The organism is Neotamlana laminarinivorans (genome assembly GCF_020523925.1).
Taxonomy (GTDB): Bacteria; Bacteroidota; Bacteroidia; order Flavobacteriales; family Flavobacteriaceae; genus Neotamlana; species Neotamlana laminarinivorans.
The window spans coordinates 186879-201083 of sequence record NZ_JAJAPW010000005.1 but is presented as its reverse complement, the minus strand read 5'-3'; the positions used below and the strand labels follow the sequence as shown (position 1 = coordinate 201083).

13 protein-coding genes are annotated in these 14205 nt (G+C 30.4%); 5 read left to right on the top strand and 8 right to left on the bottom strand.

Going from position 1 to position 14205, the window contains the following annotated elements; translation table 11 throughout:
* Positions 1-121 precede the first annotated feature (121 nt).
* Genes LG649_RS12815 through lptB form a run of 3 tightly spaced genes read left to right on the top strand, consistent with a single transcriptional unit; the run spans position 122 to position 2681 of the window.
* Positions 122-1087 carry a KpsF/GutQ family sugar-phosphate isomerase gene (locus LG649_RS12815; protein ID WP_226544215.1) on the top strand — a complete coding sequence of 322 codons (966 nt, stop codon included), beginning with the start codon at positions 122-124 and terminating at the stop codon, positions 1085-1087.
* Positions 1087-1917 (top strand): twin-arginine translocase subunit TatC, encoded by an 831-nt coding sequence (gene tatC / locus LG649_RS12810; protein ID WP_226544214.1) that lies wholly within the window; start codon positions 1087-1089, stop codon positions 1915-1917. The genes LG649_RS12815 and tatC overlap by 1 nt, the downstream gene beginning before the upstream one ends.
* A 23-nt stretch (positions 1918-1940) precedes the next feature.
* Positions 1941-2681, top strand: coding sequence for an LPS export ABC transporter ATP-binding protein (gene lptB / locus LG649_RS12805; RefSeq protein ID WP_226544213.1), 741 nt, complete (start codon positions 1941-1943; stop codon positions 2679-2681).
* Between the two features lie 572 nt (positions 2682-3253).
* On the opposite strand, the gene LG649_RS12800 is transcribed toward lptB, so the two are convergent.
* Both LG649_RS12800 and pssA read right to left on the bottom strand, forming a co-directional pair.
* Positions 3254-4060 carry a TerC family protein gene (locus LG649_RS12800; RefSeq protein WP_226544212.1) on the bottom strand — a complete coding sequence of 269 codons (807 nt, stop codon included), beginning with the start codon at positions 4058-4060 and terminating at the stop codon, positions 3254-3256.
* 9 nt (positions 4061-4069) lie between these two features.
* Positions 4070-4771: a CDP-diacylglycerol--serine O-phosphatidyltransferase gene (pssA, locus tag LG649_RS12795; protein ID WP_226544211.1), complete on the bottom strand. Its 702-nt coding sequence runs from the start codon at positions 4769-4771 to the stop codon at positions 4070-4072.
* An 87-nt stretch (positions 4772-4858) separates the two neighbouring features.
* Here pssA and LG649_RS12790 point away from each other — a divergent pair, with 87 nt between their 5' ends.
* Together LG649_RS12790 and LG649_RS12785 are read left to right on the top strand one after the other, a co-directional pair.
* Positions 4859-5953 carry a putative type IX sorting system protein PorV2 gene (locus LG649_RS12790; protein WP_449587297.1) on the top strand — a complete coding sequence of 365 codons (1095 nt, stop codon included), beginning with the start codon at positions 4859-4861 and terminating at the stop codon, positions 5951-5953.
* Positions 5954-5981: 28 nt separating this feature from the next.
* Complete coding sequence (locus tag LG649_RS12785) at positions 5982-7157, top strand: lipoprotein N-acyltransferase Lnb domain-containing protein (protein ID WP_226544209.1); 1176 nt, start codon at positions 5982-5984, stop codon at positions 7155-7157.
* A gap of 10 nt (positions 7158-7167) precedes the next feature.
* Here the strand turns inward: LG649_RS12785 and LG649_RS12780 are convergent, their stop codons facing one another.
* The 6 genes from LG649_RS12780 to LG649_RS12755 are packed head-to-tail and all read right to left on the bottom strand — an operon-like array spanning position 7168 to position 14195.
* Complete coding sequence (locus LG649_RS12780) at positions 7168-8559, bottom strand: sugar transferase (protein WP_226544208.1); 1392 nt, start codon at positions 8557-8559, stop codon at positions 7168-7170.
* Positions 8560-8613: 54 nt separating this feature from the next.
* Positions 8614-9627 (bottom strand): glycosyltransferase family 4 protein, encoded by a 1014-nt coding sequence (locus tag LG649_RS12775; protein WP_226544207.1) that lies wholly within the window; start codon positions 9625-9627, stop codon positions 8614-8616.
* Between the two features lie 4 nt (positions 9628-9631).
* Positions 9632-10993 carry an O-antigen ligase family protein gene (locus LG649_RS12770; RefSeq protein ID WP_226544206.1) on the bottom strand — a complete coding sequence of 454 codons (1362 nt, stop codon included), beginning with the start codon at positions 10991-10993 and terminating at the stop codon, positions 9632-9634.
* A complete protein-coding gene (locus LG649_RS12765) occupies positions 10990-12066 on the bottom strand; it encodes a glycosyltransferase (protein ID WP_226544205.1) in 1077 nt (358 codons plus the stop codon). The genes LG649_RS12770 and LG649_RS12765 overlap by 4 nt, the downstream gene beginning before the upstream one ends.
* On the bottom strand, positions 12067-13185 hold the full coding sequence (locus tag LG649_RS12760) for a glycosyltransferase family 4 protein (protein WP_226544204.1): 1119 nt from the start codon (positions 13183-13185) through the stop codon (positions 12067-12069). It lies immediately after the preceding gene.
* Between the two features lie 2 nt (positions 13186-13187).
* Positions 13188-14195, bottom strand: coding sequence for a hypothetical protein (locus LG649_RS12755; RefSeq protein WP_226544203.1), 1008 nt, complete (start codon positions 14193-14195; stop codon positions 13188-13190).
* Positions 14196-14205 lie beyond the last annotated feature (10 nt).

Below are 14205 nucleotides of genomic sequence, written 5' to 3'. Positions count from 1 at the left end.
TTGGAGAACCCTCATTATTTTTTTCGTTAGTTTTGTAGCGAAAATCTAATTTACATAAAAATTAAATTTTGCATATATAAAGATAACAAAATCTTTAGAAATGCCATAAAATATTAAACTTTTGAACGACAAAATATCTATTGTTAACATTGCAAAACAAACTATTGAAGCTGAAGCAAGCGCTATTTTAAACTTATCAAATTTAATTACTGATGATTTTGCTAAAGCCGTTAAACTTATATATAACTCAAAAGGACGTGTAATTATTACAGGGGTTGGTAAAAGTGCTATTATTGCTAGTAAAATAGTAGCTACTTTAAACTCTACAGGAACTCCTGCTGTGTATATGCACGCCGCAGATGCTATACACGGAGACTTAGGCTTAATTTTAAAAGACGATATTGTTATTTGTATCTCAAAAAGTGGCAATACACCTGAAATTAAAGTTTTAGTGCCTTTAATAAAAAGTACAAAAAATAAAATGATTGCTTTAACTGGCAATACAGAATCATTTTTAGCAAAGCAAGCCAATTTTGTATTAAATACTTTTGTAGAAAAAGAAGCTTGCCCTAATAATTTAGCACCAACAACAAGCACGACAGCGCAATTAGTTGTGGGAGATGCTTTAGCTATATCGTTGTTAAAATTAAGAGGTTTTTCTAGCCAAGATTTTGCCAAATACCACCCAGGAGGATCGTTAGGTAAAAAATTATATTTAAGAGTAAAGGATATTGCAAGCCAAAACGAAAAACCACAAGTTAGTAGTAGCACAAATATTAAAAATGTAATTATAGAAATTTCTGCAAAAATGCTTGGTGTAACTGCAGTAGTTGATAACGAAAAAATTGTAGGTATAATTACCGATGGTGATTTACGAAGAATGCTTGCAAAAACCGACGATTTTTCTAAGTTAACAGCTAAAGATATCATGGGTAAAAACCCAAAAAGCATTAATTTTAATGCCATGGCTGTAGATGCCTTAGAACTTATGGAAATTAATGATATAACACAATTACTCGTTGAAGAAAATGGTAAATATGCTGGCATTGTACATTTACACGATTTAATTAAAGAAGGAATAATTTAATGGCAAAACAAAACATAAACGAGATGTCTTTTTTAGATCATCTTGAAGATTTACGCTGGCATTTAATTCGTATTTGTATAGCAGTTGTTATAGTAGCTACGCTAGCATTTATTTTTAGCCGATTTATTTTCGACGATATCATTTTTGCACCGCTAAAAATGAGTTTTCCTACTTACGATTTCTTGTGTGAAATAGCCACATTTATAGGAGTAGACACTACTTTTTGTGCCGAAGAAATACCAATGATTATACAAAACCGCACCATGGCAGGGCAATTTTCGGCCGATATTTGGACCGCTATTTTAGCTGGTTTCGTAATTTCCTTCCCATATATAATTTATCAACTTTGGCATTTTATAAGCCCAGGATTACATGATAACGAACGCAAGCATTCACGTGGATTTATAATTATTTCATCTTTATTATTCTTTCTAGGTGTTTTATTTGGGTATTATATTGTTACACCTCTTTCAATTAACTTTTTAGCAAATTATAGCGTTTCTGAAGTTGTAGATAACCAAATAGACATTAGTTCCTATGTAGCCTTAGTTCGATCGTCTGCATTGGCTTCAGGATTAATTTTTGAATTACCTATCATCATTTATTTTCTAACAAAAGTTGGTTTAGTAACTCCAGAAATTTTAAAAACCTATCGCAAATATGCTTTAGTAGTTGTATTAATTCTTTCAGCTATTATTACACCACCAGATATTGCCAGTCAGGTAATTGTGGCCATTCCTATTTTAATATTATACCAAGTAAGTATATACATATCTAAAATAGTAGTAAAAAACCAAAAAAAAGCACAAACACAAGTCGCCAATAAATAATTTAATTTTACGTTATTGTAATTATGATTTTAAGAGCCGATAATTTAATGAAGTCCTACAGTGGGCGAAAAGTAGTAAAAGATGTATCACTTAAAGTTGAACAAGGTGAAATTGTTGGGCTTTTAGGCCCTAATGGTGCCGGAAAAACAACATCGTTTTACATGATTGTTGGACTTATTAAACCTAACGGTGGCCATATTTTTCTTGATAATACCGAAATTACAAAATACCCTATGTATAAGCGTGCACAAAATGGTATTGGTTACTTAGCACAAGAAGCTTCTGTTTTTAGAAAATTAAGTATAGAAGATAATATTTTAAGCGTTTTACAACTTACAAAACTTAGTAAGAAGGAGCAATTACATAAAATGGAATCGTTAATTGAAGAGTTTAGTCTTGGCCATATTAGAAAAAACCGTGGCGATTTACTTTCTGGTGGCGAACGTAGACGTACCGAAATTGCCCGTGCCTTGGCAACCGACCCTAGCTTTATTTTATTAGATGAACCTTTTGCTGGTGTAGACCCAGTTGCTGTTGAAGATATTCAACGTATTGTTGCACAACTTACTAAAAAGAATATTGGTATTTTAATTACCGACCATAACGTACAGGAAACTCTAGCAATTACCGACAGAACATATTTAATGTTTGAGGGTAGTATTCTTAAAGCTGGTGAACCGGAAGAATTAGCTAACGATGAAATGGTTAGAAAAGTTTATCTAGGTCAAAACTTCGAGCTTCGTAAAAAGAAAATTAGAGACTAAATACAATATTTTATTATGAAATTAAATGAAATCTATTTTTATATGATTTTGTTTCTATTTCAAATTTTTAGCCTAATCATTCTAACTTGCAGCGAAGATTTAAAAGAGAAAAACATCTGTTTAATTACACAAAAGTTGCTCTTTTTATCTTTTCCATTGGCTGTATTATGGAAATCTTCAACTGGAACTATTTACATAATTTTGAGTGCATTTTTTTCACTGCGCTTCCTCTGCTCCTAATTTTTACTATAAAAATATTAGCCTTTACCTTTAAAAGTACATTCAAAAAAGAACCTTTTCAGCTTTACAGAAACAAATTATCCGATGGTATTTGGGTGAAAAATAGAGGTAACCTAAAAAAATATCACTTTTATTACTCCTTTTATTCTTTAACCATTTTATTAGTGCCAATTTTCTCATTAACTCTATTATATATCGCATTATTCAAATAAATAAATAAATACAACTTCTAGAAGTTCTTATTTCATATAAACTAAACAAAAAGCTATTAAACAAATACAAAAAAGCTCACTATGTAAAGTGAGCTTTTTTTTAAAATATAATATATAATTTTATTTACCTTTTTGTTGTTCTGCCAACAGTTTCTTCTGGTAACGACCTTGTACAACATCTACAACAACAAGCACAAATAATACAAAATAAAAGGTTGTTTTACTCATTGGCACTATGTGGTTTCCAAATAATTCTAAATATGCTAAATGCCCGCCCTCGGTAACTAGCATTATTCCAACTATAAATAAAATGAACAAACCAAGCACCTCGTACATACGGTTTTTAGCTAAGAATGCAGATATTTTATCAGCTAATAATAACATTAATAAACCACTACAAACAATAGCTATAGCCATAATTACAAACGCGGTGGTTCTATTTTCTATATCGCTAGTTAAACCAATAGCCGCTAAAATAGAATCGAATGAAAACACTAAATTCATTATTACTATACTAGTAATTACTGCATTCGCCGACTTTTTTCCTTTAGATGAAGCTTCCTCATCATGTTGATTAAAATCTTTTATGGAAATCATGTGCCAAATTTCTTTGATAGCTGTATAAATTATAAAGCCACCACCAGCTAAAACTATTAAACTGTGGCCATTAAATGCAAATTTTGCAATATCTTTTATTTCTGCCGTTAAAAATGAAAATGGTTCTTGAAAAAAGTCAATTACCGATACTAGAACAAACAATAAAACTATTCGTAAAACTATAGCTATTAAAATCCCCTTTTTCCGTACCGACTTTTGTTGATCTACTGGCGCTTTTTTACTTTCTAAAGAAATATACAATAGGTTATCAAACCCTAAAACAGCTTGTAACATAACAAGCATTAATAGCGTAAAAATGTTTTCTAACATAAGAAGTTTTTAATTTGATGTAAAATTATTTAAAATTGAGAGGCTAATATATAGTAAAATGATTAATGGAATAGCTGCAAATTGTAAAACAATTATTAATACCAGGCTTAAAATTAAAAAAACATAGCGCACAACATTATCTGCAAACCCAAAGTTTTTAAACTTTAAAGCAAATAATTTTACACTGGCATTTAAAATGTAGCAGCTAAATACAATTACAGCTAATAAAAACCATTTATTTAAAATTATACCATTTATAATATCGTTATTTTGATATTCCATTATTAAAGGCAGAGACAAAATAAGTAGTGCATTTGCTGGTGTTGGTAAACCTTTAAAATAATTTTGTTGCTCCTCATCTATATTAAATTTGGCTAACCTGTATGCAGAAGCTAACGTAATGCTTAAGCCTAAAAAAGGCATTACATTAAAAGCATCCCAACTTGAGTGGGTTATTTCTAACAGCTTAAACATTATTAAGCCGGGAACCACACCGCTTGTAACAACATCTGCAAGCGAATCTAATTGAAGCCCTAATTCACTTTGTACATTTAGTTTTCTGGCTGCAAAACCATCAAAAAAATCAAAAAATATACCTAAAAAAACAAAAATGGCTGCTATTACAAAATCATCTTTAACTGTAAAAATAACAGCAATACATCCGCAAAATAAATTTAATAAGGTTAATGTATTAGGTATAGCTTTTCTCATGATTGTTTATTTATTGCGTAAAAATAGCAAACTAATTCCGTCTAAAACAATAAGTAAAAAAATTTCAAGTTTATAGGTTTAAATTTTATGTGCATCTTTGTAAAAAAAATACAATTGAAAACTAATTTAACTGCGTTTTTTCTATTTATATCTGCCGTGGTTTTTGCTCAAACTGCTAAATATTCAAACGAATTCATGAATATTGGTGTTGATGCAGCTGCTTTAGGCATGAGTAATGCGGTTACAGCACATTCAAATAATGTAAATTCAGGCTACTGGAATCCTGCTGGTCTTTTAAAGTTAGAAGACAATCAATTAGCTTTGATGCATTCTAGTTATTTTGCCAATATTGCTAATTACGACTATATAGCCTATGCCATGCCTTTAGATAAACAAAGTGCTTTTGGTATATCTTTAATTCGTTTTGCTGTAGATGACATTTTAAATACTACCCAACTTATTGATGAGGAAGGAAATATTAATTACGATAGGATCAGCCTTTTTTCAACAGCAGATTACGGATTAACTTTTTCTTACGCCAGAGCTTTACCGCTTCAAGGATTAAATTACGGAATTAACGCCAAAGTTATTAGGCGTATTATTGGCGATTTTGCATCGTCTTGGGGTTTTGGTTTTGATGCTGCTATTCAATTTGAATCAAAAAACAACTGGAAATTTGGAATAATGGCTCGTGATATTACAACAACATTTAATGCTTGGGCTATTGATGAGGAAGAATTTGCAACCGTTCAAGATGCTGTTGAAGGGCAAAACCAAGAGTTACCTGAAACTACAGAAATTACAATTCCTAAACTACAAATTGGAGTATCTAAATTAGTAGATTTTGATTACGATTACACACTGTTAACATCATTTAATTTAAATGTTAGGTTTGAAGAAAATAACGATATTATTTCTACATCTGCAGCTAGCATTAATCCTGCTTTAGGTTTCGAGTTTGGGTATATTGATATGGCTTTTTTACGCGCAGGCGTTGGAAACTTTCAAAATGAATTACAGCTTGATAATAGCGAGCAATTAACCTTTCAGCCTACTTTTGGCGTTGGTTTTAAATATAGTGGCATACAAATTGACTACGCATTTACAGATATTGGAGACCAAAGCGTAGCACTATATTCCAATGTATTTTCTTTAAAGTTAGATTTTAGTATGTTTAGATAAAACTTACTAAACTTCAAATTATTATAAAATGAAAAAATTATTACTTCTATTCTTTATTTTATTTGCCTCTGAAATAATTTTTAGTCAAAATATAACCTTATCAAACAAAGCCGAAGTAAGTATTTTAACTGTGGGGCCAGGAGATAACTTAAGTGATGCCTTTGGCCACAGTGCTTTTAGAATAAAAGACCCTGTTAATAGATTAGATGTAGTTTACGGCTATGGCGAATATGATTTTGATACGCCTTTTTTTTATTTAAAATTCGCACAAGGCAAACTCAATTACTTAATTAGTAAAACTAAATTTAACCGTTTTTATTTAGTTTATCGTGATTACTACAACCGTTCATTAAAAGAACAAGTTTTAAACTTAAAGCAAAATCAGAAACAGGATTTATACAATTTTTTAGTTATAAACTACAAACCCGAAAATCGGGCTTATTTATACGATTTCTTTTTTGATAATTGCGCAACCCGAATTAAAGATGTTGCTCAAAAAGCAACCCATAACGCCATTGATTTTAACACTCCTAAAAACTATACTGAAGCCTCTTTTAGAGATTTAATTCAAAATAATTTAAACTGGAATACATGGGGAAGCGTTGGTATAGATATGGCTCTAGGCGCAGTTATAGACCAGAAAGCCACCCCAGAAGAACAAATGTTTTTACCCGAAAATATTTATCGTTTTTTTGAGAGTGCTAGCATTAACAACGGAAAGCCTTTAGTAAAAAAAAGTACAACTTTATTTAAGCGAAAAGAAACTAAAACTGCTAATAACATATTACTTAGCCCAATAAGTATTTTAAGTACTATTGCTTTTGTTATTTTAATTTTAACTTATAAAAATTTTAAAAACCACCAGCAAAGTAAATGGCTAGATATAATATTGTTTAGTATTACGGGATTAGCTGGAATTATTATGATATTACTTTGGTTTGCAACAGACCATAGTGCTACAAAAACAAATTACAATATATTATGGGCGTTTCCTTTAAACATATTTGTTATTTGGCAATTAATAAAAGTAAAACCAGCCAAATGGTTTGTAAATTATATTAAGTTTTTAATAATTATGCTATGCCTACTTACACTACATTGGGTAATTGGCATTCAAATATTTTCTAAAGCTTTACTGCCTTTACTAGTAGCACTATTTATTAGGTGGATTTTTTTAGTTAATCACTATTCAAAAAAGAGTTAATAAGTGGTAATTACTGGCCTCTATAGTATATTACTGTGCTAAATGTTTTCATCAAGATTATAGCATCCAATAAAAAACTACGATGCTTTATATAATACAAATCGTATTGTAGTTTTAACAAACTATCATCAACAGACGCTCCATATCGAGACATTACCTGTGCCCAACCTGTTAAACCTGGTTTAACTATATGCCTTGTTTCATAAAAAGGAAGCATTTCTGATAATTGCTTAACAAAAAAAGGGCGCTCTGGCCTAGGACCTATAAAGCTCATTTCACCTTTTAAAACATTAATGAATTGCGGCATCTCATCTAACCTAGAATGTCTTAAAAATTTACCAAATGGTGTTATTCGAGTATCTCCCTTTTTTGCCCAAACCGCACCTTTGGTTTCAGCATTTTTTATCATGGTTCGGTATTTAATAATTTTAAATAGTTTTCCATTTTTGCCAACACGTTCTTGAGTGTAAAATAATTTACCTCTGTTACCAAAAGCATTACCTATTAACACTATTGGTAAAAACAAAATAGCTACAACAATTCCTAAAACTGAAACTACGATATCAAAAAGCCTGTGAAAGAATAAATATAATTTGTTTTCATTACTTCTACTAAACGGAAAATATTTGTAAAAATCTTTACCCACATACTGTACAGGTACGCGTTGAGTTAAGTTTTCATATACTTGAGTATATTCCTTTATTGAAAAACCCGACTCTAACAGCCTTATAAGTTGAAAATAAAGATCTGGTGTTATTGTTTCTGAATTATAACTAGCAATTACAATCTCGGAAACACCTTCTTGTTTTAAAACTTCATGAATTTCGTCTGGCTTATATTCTTTTATATTTTTAAACTTTATAGTATCATCTTGATTTTCTTCACAGTTTATAAAGGCTACAATTTTGTAATTTGGATCTGCTTGCTTAAAAGCATCAATTATAGCTTCAATATTTGAAGTTTCTCCAACTATAAGTATTTTTTTAAAAAATCGTGGCGAAACAACTAGTGTACTATAAACCAATCGCCAAATAAACAATGCCAAAAGAATTGAAAAATAAAAGAATATAATTTGTAACCTATTGCTAGGTAAAAATGGAGTAAAAATAGGTGTTAATAAATAAAATAATACAGTTGTTGATGCTGTTAATACAACTCCTGAAGCTATTTTTTCTATAGCACTGGATTTTTGCAAATCATAAATCTCAAAAATGCTTCCAAAAAGAGATAGATATAAGATGAGAACAAAAACCCAAGTCCAATTTTCCTTAGAAATAGTAAAATAATCAAACTTTAAACTATTACTTACAAAAAAAAGCATCAACAAAACCGAAAGAATATCAAAAACTCTTAGCAGAATTTTACGTTCGGATATATTGAAATGAATACTTTTTTGTGGCATGATATATTAAAATAAATCGTTGTAAATATAAGAGTATTTATACAATAACTTAAGTTAATCTAATAGATTGACCCACATATTTTTAACAATATCCCAACTATAATTTGTTACTTGAAATCTTGCATTTTTTACTAAATCATCTTTTAATTCTTCATTATTAAATAATATTTTAATAGCTTCAACAAAAGGTTCTGTTAACTCTGGTTTTACCAAAATTCCTGTTTTATTGTGTTCTATTAAAAATGGCATCCCCCCAACATTTGTTGATATTACGGGCAAACCAAGTGCCATAGCCTCTATAACACTAACTGGCATGTTATCAAAATTTGTAGTATTTATAAAAATGTTATAATCTTCAGAAAGAGCTATCCATTCTTTTTTTGTTAATTTACCAGTAAAACAAATATTTAATCCTTCTTTTTTAGCCAGCTCTTTGGTTTCTTTTAAAGAACCATCTGTATCAGGACCAACCATACAGAGCTCAGCATTTATTCCATCGTTAATTAAGGCCTTAAGTATGTAAACTGCTAATTTAGGATTATAAATTTTTGAAAAAGATCGCACCCATAATAACTTAGGGTGTATTATTTTTCTATTTTTAAATGAATACTTTTCTAGTTCAATAACATTTGGAATGCAGATAATATTCTGATAGCCTTTTTGCAAAAATTCACTTTGAATAAAACCAGAAGGCGCAACATTTTTATACGCGTTTTTAAATATAGCTTTTGAAAGTTTAGGTGAATATTGAAGCCTACCAGCAAGCTTACCTCCGTGCAAAATTGGAATATATTTTAGTTTTATAAACCTACACAATTGACTAACAAACAGTGCATAATAAAAATTTAATGTACTATAAGTATCAATTAAAACATAATCTGTTGTTTTTCGATATTTCCAACACACAAAAAGCATATGGAGTAACCTATTTATAATGTTAACCTTATTTGAAGCTGAAACAACTTTAAACCCTTCTTTTCTTAGCAACCCGGACAATATATCTATTGTTGATACATTAGATTTTGACTTGCTATTAATCTGATTTCCTATATAAAGAATGTGCTTCATATATTTATTTTAATGATTTTCTAACTGGTAATTTAAGTTTACGTTTAGTTTTAAAACGCACATCTAATAAACACAATCCATACACAAAAGCCGGAGCTGCAATACGCATTGCCGAATGGTTTACTGTTAAAAACCAAAATAAATAAAAGGAATAAAAGAATACATTATTCTTATTTTTAAATCGAAGAACCATCGGAGCTAATAACAAAATTAAAAAGGCAAAAACACCAAATAAACCATGTTCTGCTAAAATTCTACTTACCTCGTTGTGAGAAGCCGCTAAGAGTCCTTCTTTCTGTTCACGAAGCACTTTTATTTTTCCAACTCCAACCCCAAAAACAGGATTATTTAAAAATTCGTTAAACTCAAACGATATTAAATCACTCCGTCCTGTTGTAACATCTTCTTTTTCTCTACCTAAAGCGTCTCGGTTTGCGTATCTATTTTCAATTAAACCTCCTGTTTGTAAGGACGAAATTAACCAAACCGATAAAGCCAAGGCTGTAAAAATAACCACCAACCTTGTAATTCTAAATTTAGCTTTTATATTTACTTTTTTAAAGTAAAAAAACAAATAAGCGGCAATCATAAACAACGCTGTTAAAATACCACCACGACTAAAGGTAACAACACCTCTAAAACTCATGGCTGCCAAAATTACACCCGAAATTATTTTAAGAAATAGGTTGGGAGATAACATAAAAAAACGAGCCGTGAGCACAAACATTCCTAACCCCAAAACAGTTGATACTTGATTGGGTCCAAAACCACCAGAAGCAGCAAAATTCGATCCGGTACCAGTAACAGTTGCTCTTACATCTGGGGTATAAAAAAACAAATAAACAGTCATGGACACTAACGGTAATGCCATATATAACAAGACTATATTTAAATTTTGAAAGCTAATTTTTCGTTTATAACAAAATAAAGCAACAATACCTAAACAAACGGGGCCACTAAGGTTAAAGGCTATGTCGGTTCTTAAATTAGACCCAGGACTAGAGTTAAGTCCGGCTACAATAATACCAGGTAGCAGCAAAAATAAATACATGATATACCCAATAGGTTGACTTGGCAATCTGGTAGTAAAAAGCCCCATAAAGACAAATAAAATAACCAAATATTTAGACGCCTCGTACAAGAAATTTCCACCAGTCATTCTAATAAAAACTTCTGAACCTACAACATAAGCGCATGCCAACAAAACTTGTACTGGTTTTTGAGAAGGTTTTGCTGTTAAAATTTGATTTGCAAAATACACGCAAATTGCAAATAAATACACTTTAGATAAAAAAGAAACTGCATAAATAGCTAAACCCAATAACACATGAAATCCTATTTTTTTTATGTAACTAAAATTGTTCAATAAAGAATTTGTTTATACGTGTTTATTATTGTTTTAATTTGAGAATTCTCAGAATAATTTGCTTCAATATGTTTTGAAAATGCGGAGCTGTGTTCTTGTTTTAAAGCTTCGTTTTCAATATACATTAAAATTGCTTTCGAAATCTCTTCTACAGAATTTGGTGAAACTAAGCTCGCATTTTTTTTATTTGAAACCACATTTCCTATTTCACCAACATCGGTTGCCACAACAGCTAAGTTAGCAATACCATACTCTAAAAGTGCAATGGGTAACCCTTCAGATACTGAAGACAGTACTCCTATTTCACACTGTTTTAAAATATGATAAACATCGGGTTTTTGCTTATATAAAAACACATTGTTTTCAAGATCTTGCTTTTGGATTTCAGATTTAACCCTATTGAAATAATCGTCGTTAAAACTTTTACCGATACAATGTAATGTCCAATTTTCATGTATTTCTGTAACTGTTTTAAATGCTTTAATTAGCGTAATATGATCTTTTTGTTCTCTAAAATTAGCTAAGCATACCACTCGTTTTCCCGTTTGTCCTTTTAAATCGGTTATTTTTAACGTGGTATTTAAGGTTGCGAAATTAGGCAAATACGATACACTTTTATGTTTTATATTCGTTTTTATCCAAATTTCTAAAGTGGTATTTACTGCAAAAATATGAGAAAACAATTTTGAACATACTTTTAAAACATTATGTTTTCGTTCGCTTAAAAACTCGGCATTTCCATAATGATCGTGCCATACTATTTTTAAACTTTTATTAAACAACCTTATTATGCTAGCTAAGAAAAAAGAGGAAGAATGCGCATGAATAATTTCAATTTGATTCGTTTTTATATACGAAATCATTTTTTTTATAGCAGCAATATCTATCGCTTTTGTTTTGCCAAGAAAAAGGTAATGAACTTCTGGGTTAATTTCATTTTTTAATAAACCTTCTTTTCGTGTTGCACAAATGGCAGAAAATTTAGTTTCTTTAGCTAATGCATTGGCTAAATTAACAGCAACACGTTCTGCTCCACCAGTCTCTAAAGAATCTATTAGTTGTAAAACCCGCATTTATGCCTGTAATAATTTAACAATCTCGGTCTCAAAAGTGTTTAAAGTGTAGTTTTGCGACCATTTTGATGCTAATTTAGACATTTCTTGAAGTACTGTGGGTGTATTTAAAAGCGATTCAATTTTATTGACCGCAGATTTTTCATCGGGACTAATTAAAATACCTCGATTACCTTCATCTAACATATAAGGCACACAAGAAATTGTGGTTGAAATAGGAATCGCTCCAAAAAACATAGCTTCAGCCAAAGCTTTTGGCCATCCTTCAGATTTTGAAGGTAAAATTAAGAAATGAGCTTCCTTTAAAGCTTCCTTTACAACATTTTTATCTCGATTTCCTAATAGTTTGATATGTTCTGATAAACCTTGTGCTTCAACATAAAGTTGTAATTCTTCTTTTAAAATGCCTTCACCGTACAAATCAAAAGATACATTGAATCCTTTTTCAATTAACAATTCAACAATTTTTATCGCTAATAACGGGCGTTTCCCGGACACTAAACTGCCTAAAAAGACAAATTTTAAACCAGAAGTATATTGGCGAATTAATGATGCTTCAATTTCATTTTCTGTAAAAGTCGCCGTGAAAAAAGGTTTAATGTTTTTGGTTTGATTTGGCCATTTTCCATAAACTAAAACCTGCATATTTTTGGTTAACAAGGTACTGCTCAAAATCTTTTTTTGAAGCTTATAACTTAATGGTTGACTAGACTTTGGATCCCAGTTCCCCGCATATTTTGCTGTTTTAGGTATTTTAGGAAAAACCATTTGCACCAAACACCCGAACAACCCAATATTTCCAGGGCATCGCAAATGTAAATGATTGGCTTTTTTACTTGCTTTAAAAATGGCCCATACAATTTTAGGCAGCTTAAATATTGCCGAAAAGGCATACTTTAAACTTGTAAACTGAATGGCTGGAATTCCTACAAACTTTATATTTTTATGCTGATATGCAATATCAATTTTAGAAATAGCTTCAGACGTTTTTGGTGCAACAATAATAACTTCATCTACATGTTTTAACCAAATATTCATTTCACGAACATAAGGCGCATACCCAAAAATGCTTTGTCCTTGAAATTTGTGTTTAACATGTGTGATGATTACGAAGGTCATTGTTATTCTTCAGATAATTCGGTAACTTTTAAAATACGCGCCAAATAGTTTTTAGGATGGATATAATTTTTACTCCAAATAAAATTAGCTTCACACATTTTTAAATAGTTTTTATTTTGCAACAAATACTCAATTTTATCGGGAATTTCGTTGTAAGCCGAACGAGAAGATACTTTTGAATAATTTACACCTTCATAAAAGTCATCAATACAAACGTTTAAAGGTGTTGTTACAACTGCTTTACCAAATAGTAAATACTCTCCAATTTTCCAACCTGGAGTATTTTTTAAACCATCGTCCGCAATACCTATATTAAATTTCGACAATTTTTTTAAATAACTCTTTTTATCCGATTTTGAAGATGGTAGTACTAAATCTAAGGCTAATTTATTTGATAAATCATCTGCATACAAACCAACCTCCACGTTGTTAAATTCCTTTTTTAATAATCTACATGCATTAATTCTAAATTCATTTTGTATGGTTCTCCGCTCTTTTTCATCGGGGTTAGGATTATTATCAGGATTCCACAATCGGGTATAATAAATGATTTTTCCACCAAAATCGGAAACTGTTTTAGGATAATTTTTAACATCAAGAGTTCCATGCCCTGAGTTTGTAAACCAACCAAAAACATCTAAAGCTCTACCTATTTCTGTTCTATTAAATTTATGAAACACCAAATCTTTATTTAATTTTAACAAAAGCTGATAACTTTTATAAGCCAGAGGAACATTAAAATTTAATGGATGTACATTTAAGGATTGATCCCTTTTTAACAATGAACGCTTAAAATAATAGTCGAAATTATCTGAAGCATCAATCAACTTTGTATCATCAGAATAATCGAAAAGAATAGTGTTATTATGTACCGTTAATTTAGCCGAATTGTATTTAATTTTAGGGTTATACGAAATATTAACCCCTATTTTGTTCGCTCTACAATAGTAAAAATAAGAATATACTAAATGTGTTAAATGGTGTGTCCAAACGGATAGTTCTAATTTCACTGTTCAATAT

What these genes read in the sequence shown, in the direction of transcription:
- tatC (WP_226544214.1), top strand. Translation starts at nt 1,087, where the DNA reads ATGGCAAAACAAAACATAAACGAGATGTCTTTTTTAGATCATCTTGAA.
- LG649_RS12800 (WP_226544212.1), bottom strand. Translation starts at nt 4,060, where the DNA reads ATGTTAGAAAACATTTTTACGCTATTAATGCTTGTTATGTTACAAGCT.
- LG649_RS12790 (WP_449587297.1), top strand. Translation starts at nt 4,859, where the DNA reads ATGTGCATCTTTGTAAAAAAAATACAATTGAAAACTAATTTAACTGCG.
- lptB (WP_226544213.1), top strand. Translation starts at nt 1,941, where the DNA reads ATGATTTTAAGAGCCGATAATTTAATGAAGTCCTACAGTGGGCGAAAA.
- LG649_RS12760 (WP_226544204.1), bottom strand. Translation starts at nt 13,185, where the DNA reads ATGACCTTCGTAATCATCACACATGTTAAACACAAATTTCAAGGACAA.
- LG649_RS12775 (WP_226544207.1), bottom strand. Translation starts at nt 9,627, where the DNA reads ATGAAGCACATTCTTTATATAGGAAATCAGATTAATAGCAAGTCAAAA.
- LG649_RS12765 (WP_226544205.1), bottom strand. Translation starts at nt 12,066, where the DNA reads ATGCGGGTTTTACAACTAATAGATTCTTTAGAGACTGGTGGAGCAGAA.
- LG649_RS12785 (WP_226544209.1), top strand. Translation starts at nt 5,982, where the DNA reads ATGAAAAAATTATTACTTCTATTCTTTATTTTATTTGCCTCTGAAATA.
- pssA (WP_226544211.1), bottom strand. Translation starts at nt 4,771, where the DNA reads ATGAGAAAAGCTATACCTAATACATTAACCTTATTAAATTTATTTTGC.
- LG649_RS12780 (WP_226544208.1), bottom strand. Translation starts at nt 8,559, where the DNA reads ATGCCACAAAAAAGTATTCATTTCAATATATCCGAACGTAAAATTCTG.